Genomic DNA, 14,082 nt, shown 5'->3' on the forward strand with positions numbered 1-14,082 from the left:
GTAATTATACTATAAAAAAAGGTGTACAGGCGGGCAATTGAAATATTTGCTTTTCCGTCCGTACACCTTTTTTGTTGGGTGTTTTCCCGGGCTACCAGTATTTTACCGGAGCCAGTTCGTACTGACCAATCATCCGCTGGTACTGTCCGTAAGTAAAGCCGCAGCGGCAGGTATCCTGGTAGTAGGACATGAAGTTGCCGACGTGGGGAATGTAGATCTGCCCGTTGGCATCCGAAGACGCATCGATGAAACGGCAGCCCTGCTCCACATCAACGTAATTTTCCACCGGCATACCGATCTCGTAAGGATCCGCCGGCGTATCGCAAACGAGGTCACCGGCTTCTTCACAGTTATCGCCGTTCACGGTCTCTTCGCCGAATTCGGTTTCAAAGGTGTGGTACAGACCGAAGAAATGCCCCATTTCGTGGATCAGTGATTTGGGTTCGTTGATGGTGCAGTCCTTCTTCATCAGAATGGCACCGCCACTGTCGGTCATGGTGATCGCTCCCTGATCCGTATAGCCGCATTCCATGTCTTCGTCCCAGTCGATGGTATTGACGAAGAATACATTGATGCGGTTATCCTGCAGGTGTTTAACTTTCAATTCCGTCCACTCATTTTCATTTTCCGTATCGTCGTACTGAAAATTATCGATAATGGATACTTCACACAGGGTGAAAGACATACAGATCGGTGCGTAGTATTTATTCAGGGAATCAACTGCAGCTTCGATATCAGACTCCAGGATGTTGGTTTCTCCCATGGAATCCCGTAAAATGTGGGCAACCAGGTTAAAGTCTTTATTTACACAGGGTAAAGTAGCCTGTTTGGTCGTATATTGCTGGCTCCAGGCCAAAGTGGTGAAACCAAGAAACCCAAGAATGACAATAATTTTCTTCATAGAAATGGTCATGAGCGGTTTAGAAAAACTCAAAGTAAATCAATAAAAACCAAATAAGGTATTAGGATCGCAACAAAATTATAACTTTGGCGTGTAGCTTGCTTTTAGGTATTTGCAAACTTATGGTTTTTACATTTTCTTTGCAAAATGCCAAAGACAAAAGTCGGTAGAACACAAAACATGATTATGAATCGAAAACGGATACCATCCTGGCCTAATCCCATTTACATGATGAAATATACGCTCTATTCCGTATTTACTGCTGCTCTTCTGATAGGAACTATCGCAAACACCGCTGCCCAATCCGCTACGATCACGGAAGGATGTGCCCCCTTGCTGGTACAGTTTTCCGCACCAACCGGACTGGACGCCTTTTTCTGGGACTTCAAAAATGGAAACAACTCCAGCAACGCAAATCCCAGCGAGACTTTCCAGGAACCCGGTGTCTACGTAGTTGAATTCGGCCTGGGTGTCGGCCTGCCGCCCATCGGCACCGTCACGATTACGGTGTATGCGAAACCGGTGCTCGATTTTGCCGGCGATCCCACCGGCGGTTGTGCGCCGCTGCCCGTTCAGTTCACCAACAACTCTACTATCGATCAGGCGATCCTGGATGCCGGGGTCAGCTACAACTGGACCTTTGGTGACGGGCAGTCCGATCAGACCGAAAATCCCAATCATACCTACGGCGTGGCCGGTAGTTATAATGTCGGTTTGCAGATCGTTTCCGATCTGACCAACTGTAGTGTAGCTACTACTGAGCCCGGCTTTATAAATGTATCCAGTGTCAATGCCGCTTTTACCACCGATCCCTCGCCGGCTACCAGCTGCGAAGCGCCCCTGACCGTCAATTTCATCAACCAGACGGAAGGCGAAGGCCTGATGTTCGACTGGGATTTCGGCAACGGTGAGGCCTCCGGAGCGATCAGCCCACCCGCCGTTACCTACACCGAAGACGGGGAATACGAAGTGCTGATGACGGTGACGGATGAGAACGGTTGTGCCGGAAGCGCCACCCAGATCGTTACGGTTGGCAACCCGGTTGCTGATTTCACCATTCCCGATACCGTTTGCCTGGATCAGCCCGTACAGCTGGTGAACAACTCCACCAACGGCTCGTACGTGTGGACCTTCGGTCCGGACGCATCTCCGACCGTTTCTACGGATGCGGAACCGGAAGTAAGTTTCGGAGAAGCAGGAGACACTGATGTTCGCCTGGTAGTTACTTCTCTGGACGGACAATGTACCAGTGAAATAACCAAAACGACTTTTGTTCAGGATGTTGACGGATCCTTTACTTCCGATCCGACCTTCCTCTGCAGTGAACCTTTTGAATTTACCTATACTCCGGCGATCATTGATGAGAACGCCACTTATTCCTGGTTATTCAGTGATTCCACCACTTCGACGGAAGCTATGCCCACCTACATGGTGCCGGTAGATACCAATGTTTACGCCGAAACGGGTGTACGCGAGATCCGGACGGAACTGATGCTGACCACCTCCGCGGGCTGTACGACTACATTTTCCCGGACGGATACGGTCTTCCAGGCTTATGCGCTCTTCATGCCGGATGTCGACAACGGCTGCGCGCCGCTGACCGTGACCTTCTCGGATTCCAGCGCCGCTTATACCGATATCGTTTCCTACACCTATATATACGGTGACGGCCAGACCGCCACTTTCAATAACGATGATGACCATTCCTATACGTTTACCGATGCCGGCGAGTACGATGTACTGCTGGTGATCGAAGACGCTACCGGCTGTACGGATACTTCCTACGCCGTGCGCATCGACGTTGGTGAACCGATCACTGCCGATTTCACGGTAGATAAGCAGGATGTTTGTCCGGGTGAGGAAGTTACCCTAACAACCACTACCCAGGATGACCGCATCGATGCCTGGCACTTCGATACCGACGACGGCCGGTCCTCGCACTGCTACAACGAACCGAACCTGACCTGGTCTTTCATTACCGAAGCCAAGGAAATGGACGTGACCCTGACGGTAGAATACAACGGCTGTTACAGCGATGTGACCAAACAGAATTTCATCAATGTGCAGGGCCCCATTGCCAATCTCTACTACGAAATGGACTGTGAGGCACCCCTGGTATATACTTTCCGCGATTCCAGCTTCAACGCCACGAACGTCAGCTGGGACTTCGGAGACGGTACCACCGGCACGGGCGCGGAAGTAGAACATACTTACGCCGAGACCGGTGATTACTGGGTGAAACTGACCGCCGAGAATGCCGGTACGGGTTGTGCGGCCTCCGTGGACTCCGCCCTGGTTTGCGTACGGATGCCGGTCGCTCAGTTTGAGCTGGACCCGATGATCTGTATCGGCTCCCAGGTCGACCTGGACGGTTCCGAATCTGTGGACGTAAATGCCGAGTGCTGGAAAGGATATACCTGGTACTTTGAACTCTCGGGCCGCCCGATCACTACGCAGGATTCTTCCATCGAATTCTCTTTCAGCAATCCGGGTATGGAAACGGTCATGCTGGAGGTAGAAGATGTGAACGGATGTAAGGATACCGCTACGGTCATGACCCAGATCTACGACATTCAGGCCAATTTTGCCCTGGATGATTCCCGGATCTGTATCCCGGGAACGATCAACTTTACGGACGAAAGTTCCGCCGATACAACCATCACCAAATGGGAATGGATGTTTGGCGACGGTGTCGGAATGGCTTCCGGCCCGAATCCATCTTATACTTATACGAACCTGGCCGGTGTACCTCCCGGGGAAGGCATATCGGTTACCCTCTCGATTGAAGACGAACTGGGATGTACCGCGGAAGCCAGCCAGACCATCAGCGTCTACCAACCGCAGAGTACCATTACCGCTTCGGACCTGACGATCTGTGCCGGTGATATGATCGATCTCTCCGCTTCCGACTTTACCCAGGAAGGCTCCAATCTGAGTTTCAGCTGGGATCTCGGTAACGGTCAGACGGCTACCAGCCAGAATACCGAAGCGACCTACGATGCCGGTGGCACTTATCCGGTAGTACTGAACTTCGTAGAGATCGCCACGGGATGTGCCGGGCAGACCACCGCTCTGGTACAGGTACAGGATTACCCCGTACCGTCCGTAGTGATCGATGCCATGGATCCGCAAAATATCTGTATCAATACGCCGGTCCCCTTCCTGTACGATAATGCCAACAACCAGGTGCTGACGTTCAACTGGACTTTCGACGACGGTCAGAGCTCAACGGCGGAAGATCCGCAGATGACGTTCAACGAACGCGGCCCGGTCAGCTATAATCTGAATGTGGCGACCACCTTCGGTTGTGCGGCCTCCGCAAACGGCAACTTTAACGTAGTAGGACCGACCGGTGATTTCACCTTCTCTCCTACTGCCTTCTGCGTTGGCGATGAAGTAACCTTTGAACTGGTAGACACCATGAGTGTTTCCAGTTGGGAATTTACTTTCGGAGACGGATCATCCGCCCAAAACGAATCTCCGGTCGTGCACGTATTCAACAACGTACCGACTACCGGTACCCGGACCGTTTCGCTGGAATTGCGGGATGACAACGGCTGCGTTTTCAATCCGGATCCGCAAACCTTATTCATTGGCGGTGCGCCGGTTGAAGTAGCCGACGGTATTGCCTGTGCCGGCGATACGATCACGCTCAGCGCCGGGGATCTGCGCCCGGGTTCCACTTACAGTTGGTCACCGGCGGAGAATATCATCAACCCGAATTCTCCCAACCCGAGAGCGGTCATCAATGAAACTACCACCTTCACGGTAACCATTACTTCCTCTCTGGGATGTATCAGCGAAGACAGCGGCACGATCAACGTTATTCCGATCGTTGACTTTGCCGGACAGAACATTGTAGTTTGTGATGACGAGCCGGTCACTCTGCCCGAGCCCGATAACCCGAACGGACTGTTCACTTTCAACTGGAGCCCCCAGGGTCCGGTAGTCACTCCCGATCCGAATGCGGAGGTGACCACGGTCACCCTGCGCGTTACCGACGGAGCCAACTGTAACACCAACAACAGCTTCGAATTCAATATCAGTCTGGCGGAAAATTCATTCCGGATACCGAATGCCTTTACGCCAAACGGTGATGAAACGAATAATGAATTCCGGATCTATTCCCGTGAGGGCAGCAATCTGAGTATTTCCACTTTCAAGATCTACAACCGTTGGGGCCGGGTAGTTTACGACGGCGGCGGCGCTTCTAATCCATCCTGGAACGGGGATGTGGACGGCACCGCAGCGCCATCGGATGTGTACACTTATTTCATTGAACTGGAAGTACCGCAGTGTGAAGAGCCGATCCAGAAACGGGGAGATCTCACGCTGATCCGATAATTGACAGGTTTAGCGTACCGTACGTACGCGCTTGACCAGGGAACGAGGGCCCGCTATACTCATTGGAGTTGGCGGGCCCTCGCTCGTTTTAGCTCTGGGCATTGGCGATCAAACGTCTCTTCTCTCCGATATCTCTGGCGGTGGCTATTATAGTTAATGGCGTATTCGCCGCCCTATTACTACAATTTCAACCGCTTCTTAATTATCTTGGCCTATCCAAAAATAAGACCAATACATGTTCATGAATACAAGAACCTTTCTATTCCTACTCGGGAACTTAATCCTTATCTCTGCCTGGTCCCAAAAAAAAGACAACAAATGGGACATCAATGATCCGCCGGGCAGCATTGAACACAAGGATATCAGCTTCACCACCGATGAAGGCACCTGGATGAGCCTGGACGTCAGCCCGGACGGCCAGACCATTGTTTTCGATCTGCTGGGAGATATCTACAGCATGCCCATCACCGGCGGCACGGCCAAAGCCCTGCGCACCGGCCTCGCCTACGAAGTACAACCGCGCTTCAGTCCGGACGGCAACCGGATCCTGTTCACCAGCGATGCCGGTGGCGGGGATAATATCTGGGTCATGGACGCCGACGGGGAAAATGCCAAACAGATCACCAAAGAGAATTTCCGGCTGCTGAATAATCCGGCCTGGATGCCGGACGGCCAATATTTTGTAGCCCGTAAACACTTCACTTCCTCCCGCAGCCTGGGAGCCGGTGAGATCTGGATGTACCACATTACCGGTGGGGATGGTATCCAGTTGACCGAACGGAAAAATGATCAGCAGGACGTTAACGAGCCCAGCGTATCCTCCGACGGACGCTACGTGTATTTCAGTGAGGACATGTATCCGGGCGGTTCTTTCCAGTACAATAAGGATCCGAATAGTCAGATCTACGTGATCAAGCGCTACGACCGGGAGAAAGGCGAGGTCCGGAACGTGGTGACGGGAGCGGGTGGCGCGTGCCGCCCCCAGATATCCCACGACGGGAAAAGACTGGCCTACGTAAAACGGGTACGCACCGAGACCATCCTCTTCGTTGAGGATCTGGAAACCGGACAGGCCTATCCCCTGTTCAAAGGCCTGAGTAAAGACCAGCAGGAAGCCTGGGCCATCTTCGGCGCCTATACCGGTTTTGACTGGACACCCGATGATAAGCATCTGGTGATCTGGGGGGAAGGTAAGATCTGGAAAGTGGATGCCGGCTCGGGAGAAGCGACTAACATTCCCTTTCAGGCGGAGATCAATACCCAAGTAGCGGAGACGGTCCGCTTTAAAAATGACGCGTTCAGCGAAGCATTCGAAGTTAAGGTGATCCGGCACGCCATTACTGCGCCGGACGGATCATCCCTGGTATTTTCCGCCCTGGGTCATCTCTGGCGCATGGACTTGCCCGACGGCTCGCCCGAGCGGATCACCGAGGATAGCGACTTTGAATTCGAACCCAGCTTTTCTCCGGACGGCGGTTCACTCGCGTATGTGAGCTGGAATGATCAGGAAAAAGGAGTGGTCTGGCTGCTGGATCTCAGCAGTGGCCGCAAGGAAAAGATCACCCGGGAAAAAGGCATCTTCCGGACGCCTTCTTTTTCCGCCGACGGCAAACATCTGGTATTTCGCAAGGATGGTGGCAACGGCCACCAGGGGTATACCTTTACCGAAAAGTCGGGGATCTACCGGACCGAACTTGGTACCGATTCCATAACCTTTGTTCACCCCCAGGGAGAATATCCGGTATTCAGCGCGGATGGCAAACGGATCTATTACCAGACCGGCGGTTTCTTATTCGGCAGCATCACCAAGAGCTTTCATTCCATAGACCTGGACGGCAATGATCACCGAAAGCATCTCGACGGAAAATACGCCCAGCGTTTTTCCCTGAGCCCGGATAACCAGTGGATCGCCTGGTCGGAACTGTACAAGGTCTACATCGCACCCTTTCCCCGAACGGGACAGAGTATTGGCCTTTCGGCCGGCACCAAGGCCGTTCCCGTGGCTCAGGTCGCCCGGGATGCCGGTATCAACCTGCACTGGTCGACGGACAGTAAAAAGCTCCACTGGACCCTCGGCAATGAATACTTCTCGGATAATCTGACCGAGCGTTTTAAATTCCTGGAAGGCTCCGTGGACAGTATACCGCCGCTGGATACGACGGGCCTGAAGATCGAGCTCATGGCCACGGCCGACCGTCCCGAGGGGCAGGTAGCGCTCACTAACGCCCGGATCATCACCATGAACGGCGACGAAGTGATCGACAATGGCACCGTGCTGATCGAAGGCAACACTATAAAAGCCGTGGGCCGGCGCGTACGGGTTCCCGCCGGTGCGAAAGTCATCGACTGCCGCGGCAAAACCATCATGCCGGGTATTGTGGATGCCCACGCGCACGTTGGCGATTTCCGTTATGGCCTCAGTCCGCAACAGAACTGGTATTATTACGCCAACCTGGCTTACGGCGTCACTACCTCCCACGACCCTTCCTCCAACTCGGAAATGATCTTCAGTCACAGCGAAATGATCAAATCCGGTGAAACGGTCGGGCCCCGTCTGTTCTCTACCGGGGTGATCCTGTACGGCGCCGACGGGGATTTCAAAGCGGTGATCAACAGTCTGGACGATGCCCGCTCGGCGATCCGGCGAACCAAAGCCTACGGTGCCTTCAGCGTTAAAAGCTACAATCAGCCCCGCCGCGAACAACGCCAGCAGGTCATGCAGGCCGCCAAGGAACTGGGAATTATCGTCGTTCCGGAAGGTGGTTCAACCTTCTTCCACAATATGAGCATGGTGGCCGACGGCCATACCGGGGTGGAACACAATATTCCGGTGGCTCCACTGTACAAGGATGTGATCGAATTCTGGTCCGAAACCGAAACGCACAATACGCCGACGTTGATCGTCAATTACGCCGGAGTAAGCGGTGAATACTATTGGTACCAGCATACGAATGTCTGGGAAAAAGAGCGTCTACTGAGCTTTACTCCCCGCAGCATTATCGACAGCCGGGCCCGCCACCGGACCATGATCCCCGAAGAAGAATACGATAACGGACATATCCTGACTTCCCGTTCTCTCAAAAAACTGTCGGATGCCGGAGTGAAGATCAACCTGGGAGCGCATGGACAATTGCAGGGGCTCGGAGCCCACTGGGAACTCTGGATGCTGCAACAGGGCGGCATGAGCAACCACGATGCGCTGCGTTGCGCCACCATCAATGGCGCCCGCTACCTGGGCATGGATCATCAGATCGGTTCCATCGAGACCGGCAAACTGGCCGATATCATCGTTCTGGACGCCAATCCGCTGGAGGATATCCGCAATTCCGAACAGGTTCGCTATACGATTATCAACGGCCGGGTTTACGATTCGGCTACCATGAATGAGATTGGCAATTATGACCAGCCGCGTGCGCCTTTCTTCTTCGAGCAGGAAGGAAGCGGCAACGCCTGGCCCTTGCTGTACAGTGAAGGGCTCGGTCTACCGGAATCGCAGTGTAGCTGTCGCCGGTAAGGAGGTCGCAATATGAGTCATGCTGAATTTTTTCAGGACTTAAAAAAGACCTCGTAGAGGTTAAACATTGCCTTTTGTAAAATTCGGGGTGATTCATGTCGTGCTGCTTATATTCGAACATCCCTTCAAAAACTTAAGACTAGTATGAAAATATACACTTTACTCCTATCATTCTGCCTGGCTGCCGGTTTGCTGTACGCCCAGGAAAAATCTCCGACCCGGGGAACCAACGAAGGAGACGGGCCCCACACTCAGCTGATCATTCGCGGGGTCACCCTGATCAACGGGAACGGAGCTCCGCCGCGCGGACCGATCGATATCGTCGTGGAGCAAAACAAGATCACCCAGATCAAAGTGGTCGGTTATCCCGGCGTACCGATCAATCCGGACAGCCGGCCGGTACTCCAGCCCGGAGGCAAAGAACTCGATTGCGAAGGTATGTACCTCCTGCCCGGCTTCGTGGATATGCACGGTCATATCGGGGGAAAATCCCAGGGCGCCGATGCGGAATACGTTTTCAAACTGTGGATGGGTCACGGGATAACGACCATCCGGGATCCGTCCTGCGGCAATGGCCTCGACTGGGTACTGGAACACCGCGAACGCAGTGCCAAAAACGAGATCGTAGCTCCCCGTATTATGGCCTATACCGCCTTCGGGCAGGGAGCCAAAAACGGAGTTAACAGTGCGGAGGAAGCCCGGACCTGGGTGCGCGAAAATGCGGATAAAGGCGCCGACGGTATTAAGTTCTTCGGTGCGCCACCGGAGATAATGGCCGCCGCTCTGGAAGAAAACAAGAAACTCGGACTACGCTCGGCCTGTCACCACGCTCAGATGGATGTAGGGCGCTGGAATGTGCTCAATTCGGCCCGTGCCGGCCTGACCAGCATGGAACACTGGTACGGACTGCCCGAAGCGTTGTTCGCAGATCGTACCGTGCAAAGCTATCCGCTGGATTACAATTATCAGAACGAGCAGAACCGCTTCGAGGAAGCCGGCAAGCTCTGGAAACAGGCCGCCCCACCCTATTCCGACCACTGGAACGCCGTCATGCAGGAACTCCTCGATCTGGACTTCACTCTGGACCCCACCTTCAATATTTACGAAGCTAACCGCGACCTCATGCGTGCGCGCCGGGCCGAATGGCACGAAGAATACACCATGCCCTCCCTGTGGCGGTTTTATAAACCCAGCCGGATCTCCCACGGCTCCTACTGGCACGAATGGGGCACAGAGCAGGAAGTAAACTGGAAGGAGAACTACCGCCTCTGGATGACTTTCATCAATGAGTACAAAAACCGGGGCGGGCGGGTCACCGCCGGATCCGATTCGGGATTCATCTACCAACTCTACGGTTTTGCCTATATCCGGGAGTTGGAATTACTCCGGGAAGCCGGCTTCCACCCACTGGAAGTCATTCGATCGGCCACCCTGAACGGCGCCGAAGCCTTGGGTATGGCGGATCAGATCGGAACGGTAGAAGTCGGTAAATTCGCCGATTTTGTAATCCTCGAAGAAAACCCACTGACGGACATCAAACTCCTGTACGGAACGGGCGCTATCCGCCTGGATGAAAACAACGAAGTCGTACGCAAAGGCGGCGTAACCTATACCGTTAAAGACGGTGTCGTGTACGATGCCAAAAAACTACTCCAGGATGTCAAGCGTATGGTCCAGGAAGCTAAAGCCCGCGAGGAGTTTGAGATCGAACAGCCCGGCATGGAAAAAAGTAAATCCTGATTTACGGGTGAACGTGCTAAAGTGTGAATGTGTGAACGTGCCCCAAAACATTCACACTTTAGCACGTTCACACATCAGCACATTCTATCTAACTTTCACCATCCGTCGTGTTTTGACCCGGCCGGGCACCTGCAGGCGATAGTAGTAATTGCCCGCCGGAAGATGACTGCCGTTGAACGATAACTGATGTTCACCGGCTTCCAGGTGCTTATTGACCAGTACCTGTAGTTCGCTGCCCATGGCGTTGAAAACGCTCAGGCGAACGTGGCCGCCGGTACTTTCAAAGCGGATATTTGTCCAGTTGGGAAATGGGTTGGGATAATTGTTGAGTAGCAGGTCTTCGCCGGCTTTTAGTTCATCCTGCACACTGGTCGGTTTGCAGGAATTGAACAGCGGAATATAACTGAAACCGGCATAAAACATATTCTGGATATCCTCCTGGGTGACGTCAAACCAATCCATCAGAATGGAGCCGTAGACGTCCCGGAAATCGTACTGCATCGGTACCCCTTCTCCCCGGCTGACGTTGTTGGGGATGTCCGGATTGTCACCGACGATAGACGGATTGACGCAGGAACCGAACAGGATCAGCGGAGCGGCCGTACCGTGGTCGGTGCCGAAACTATCGTTGGAAGCGATCTGCCGGCCAAATTCCGAGAAGGTCATTCCGGCAACCCGCTCCTGGATACCCAGCAAGCTCAGGTCTTTCTGAAAAGCCGCAATGGCCTCCGATAAATTGCGCAGCAGTTGGGCATGTTCGCCGTTGGTTTTATCGCCTTCCATCACCTGATTGGCGTGGGTATCAAAACCGCCGATATTTACGACATAGACATTGGTTTTCAAGCCACCCGCAATGAGCAGAGCAACGGTCTTGAGTTGTTGGGCCAGGCCGTTGTCTTCGGGATAGGCCGCCAGGTTGGTAGCTTTTTCCGCAGCTGCGGTTACCACTTCCCCGTAAGCGTTCGTCTGAGCGATCGTGGTCCGCAGAAAGGACAGCTCTTCCCCGTAGGGCGTACCCGGTACGTCCGTGGGCGATCCCTCGTACAGCGGGGACAGAGAAAACGGATCCGTAATGGTCAGGCAGTAATTGGCGGCAGCCCCCTGGCAGGTTTCCGAGACGATACTACCGATCGTGATCGCGAAAGGATCCGGGTTGCTGTCGTTCGGGTAACCTTCCGGATAGCCCTCCACAACGGAATCCAGGTAACGCCCCATCCAGCCCGTAGTCCAGAATTCATCGGGAGGGGAACCCGTAAACCAGATATCCGAAGAGCGGAAATGGGAGCGGTTCTGATTGGGGTAACCCACACTCTGCACAATGCCCAGTTGCCCCTCATCGTAAAGGGAACGCAGACCGGTCATCATCGGGTGGAAGCCGACTTTATCCGTTACCGGCACGATGGCATTTTCCGGGATCAGCACATTGGAACGCGCCTTGAACAGTTCACTGTACTGATCACGCGGGATGACCATATTGAGGCCGTCATTGCCGCCGTTCATCTGCACCAGCACGAGTACTTTATCGGATTCATCGTTAAAGGAGGGAAGGAAACTATTGCGGCCGATAGCGGAAAGCGGCAGGCCGTTGAGAAGCACGGGGATGCTGACCACCGCACTACTTTTATGGAGAAATTGTCTTCTTTTCATAATGCTAAGGATTTAGGATAATTGGGAAAGGGAGATCAACTCAAATGAAATTCAGCCAGACTGATCAGGGCGCGGGTCAGTTGCCGCAGCTTGAGCGACACGGCGTTCGCCAGTTCGGGATTTTCCGGATCGGCAACGTATTCCCCGTATTCCAGAGTCCATTCAAAATCGGGTAAGCCCGGGATCAGAATATCCTTGAGCGCCACCTTCTGCTGATCGGTCAGGGGTTGCGGGTGCAGCAGGCGGGAGAATTCATCGATGACCACATTCGGATCCGTAGGGTTGGACATCGTAGCGATGAAAGCCAGCGGATCGTAGGCAAAAGCAAAACCATTGATCATCATCGGCCCGGCGGCAATGATGTTAGCCAGGCCCGATCGGATCTGTAAAGTGGAAGCATTGATCCAGAAACGGTAGAACTGGGGTGCCTGAAAATAAGCTTTCCAGCCGGAAACCTGGGGCACATCCATGTATTCCATCTCCATCGCCCCGGCCAGTCGGTAGAGACGCAGACCGATCTCGTAACGGGTAGCCTGATCATCCGGCAGGCTCATTTCCAGCTGTTTGACCATGGATAGGCTGTAATCGATCGGATTCTTGATCATAGGGCCTACGCTGAGGATGTCGAAAAAGTGTTCGCTGGTCAGTAGGGTGCGAACGATCGGTTCCAACTCGTAATCGTTATCTATCAGCATCTGGGCCAGCGGCGCGATCACCTCCATTTCCGTTTGCTCATCTATTTCGTAGTAAACGAACCACTGGTACAACTTCCGGCAGATGAAATGCGCTACCCGGTCCTGCTGGAAGATCACGTCTATCAAATGGGCGTATTCCGCATCGCCCAGATCCGAAATGACTGCATTGCCGAAACGGTGGGATAATTGCTTGGTCCCGTTATCGTGCCGAAATTCCCGGTATTCTACCCGGGGTGGGTTTTCGGGCTCTGAATTCAGATTGCCGAAAGTACGCCAGCCCGTCAGTACCCGTGCCATTGCCGCCACATCCTGCTCCGTGAAGGTGGAATAGTCACCCTCTCCGGCCAGGTCACCTTTTCCGACGGTGTACAGTTCCAGGAGTTCCCGGGCGTAATTTTCGTTGGGCGCTACTTCGGTATTTTGATTGCCGTTCAGGAAGATCAGCATACTGCCGTCCACGGTTACGTCCTTGATCAATTGACGGAAATTGCCCAGTGCACTGGAGCGAAGCAGCTCAATGTAGCGGTACATAAAGCGCTTATCATTGATACCGGCCACTCCGAAATGATTGATCCAGAAGAGGGTCATTTTCTGGCGAATGGAGATGCCTTCTTCCAGCATGTTCAGGAAGATCCAGGAACGCAGGCTGCGGTTCCGGTAAGGCCGCAGATCTATGTTTTCGGAGTAAGGTGCGTCGACCCAGGTCTGGCCGACCGGCACATTGGGGTCTTCCGTAAAATCGGGATTGACGGGCGGAGCGGGCGCCGGCGGATCGGCAAACAATTGGTCAAATACAGCGCTTTGGCCCATTTCGACCGCGGTACTGATCAGTTCGCGACTCGGTCCGAAGGTGGTTCTGCGCAACAAGTGTGCAGCTTGTTCGAAGGTCCATTCGCCGGAGTAGGGTGTCAAACCGGCTCCGGGCGGTTTTGGAGCGAAAGTGGTATTTTCTGTGCGTTGGGGCGCTCTCTGTTCATTTCCGACAATAGCAGATCGGCCCAGCAAGCGGCGTAGGCTAGCTCTTCTATTCATAGGGTGCAGCATTAAGATTTAAAAATTGGCGTGTTTATTTATTGATCGCGGGCAGTGATTAGACTACTGGGGAGACGGGAGGTTTAATGAGGAACGAAGATTATTCAGAAATTATGATCCGAACCCATAAGAATTTGAAAATTCCGCCGCATTATTTGATCAAAATCTTACTTTTGAGCCTGCTTAAGCCCGTTAAAATCAAAACCAAA

The 14,082-nt window shown here is 53.4% G+C and carries 6 protein-coding genes; 3 read left to right on the forward strand and 3 right to left on the reverse strand.

Annotation, left to right across the window (positions count from 1 at the left end):
- Positions 1-91: 91 nt before the first annotated feature.
- Positions 92-901 (reverse strand): M43 family zinc metalloprotease, encoded by an 810-nt coding sequence (locus tag CRP01_RS01180; RefSeq protein ID WP_170110168.1) that lies wholly within the window; start codon positions 899-901, stop codon positions 92-94.
- 228 nt (positions 902-1,129) lie between these two features.
- On the opposite strand from CRP01_RS01180, the gene CRP01_RS01185 reads away from it, so the two are divergent.
- The 3 genes from CRP01_RS01185 (at position 1,130) to CRP01_RS01195 (ending at position 10,499) form a co-directional block, all read left to right on the forward strand.
- Entirely contained in the window at positions 1,130-5,245 is a 4,116-nt protein-coding gene (locus CRP01_RS01185) for a PKD domain-containing protein (RefSeq protein WP_170110169.1), read from the forward strand.
- Positions 5,246-5,486: 241 nt separating this feature from the next.
- Complete coding sequence (locus tag CRP01_RS01190) at positions 5,487-8,759, forward strand: amidohydrolase family protein (protein WP_099148295.1); 3,273 nt, start codon at positions 5,487-5,489, stop codon at positions 8,757-8,759.
- A gap of 144 nt (positions 8,760-8,903) precedes the next feature.
- Positions 8,904-10,499 (forward strand): amidohydrolase family protein, encoded by a 1,596-nt coding sequence (locus tag CRP01_RS01195; RefSeq protein WP_099148148.1) that lies wholly within the window; start codon positions 8,904-8,906, stop codon positions 10,497-10,499.
- Positions 10,500-10,583: 84 nt separating this feature from the next.
- Here CRP01_RS01195 and CRP01_RS01200 read toward each other — a convergent pair whose 3' ends face one another.
- The gene (locus CRP01_RS01200) at positions 10,584-12,146 is read right to left on the reverse strand and encodes a DUF1501 domain-containing protein (protein WP_099148149.1); all 1,563 of its coding nucleotides are present in this window, start codon (positions 12,144-12,146) and stop codon (positions 10,584-10,586) included.
- Between the two features lie 35 nt (positions 12,147-12,181).
- A complete protein-coding gene (locus CRP01_RS01205) occupies positions 12,182-13,873 on the reverse strand; it encodes a DUF1800 domain-containing protein (protein ID WP_170110170.1) in 1,692 nt (563 codons plus the stop codon).
- Positions 13,874-14,082 lie beyond the last annotated feature (209 nt).

The organism is Flavilitoribacter nigricans DSM 23189 = NBRC 102662 (assembly GCF_002646595.1).
Taxonomy (GTDB): domain Bacteria; phylum Bacteroidota; class Bacteroidia; order Chitinophagales; family Saprospiraceae; genus Flavilitoribacter; species Flavilitoribacter nigricans.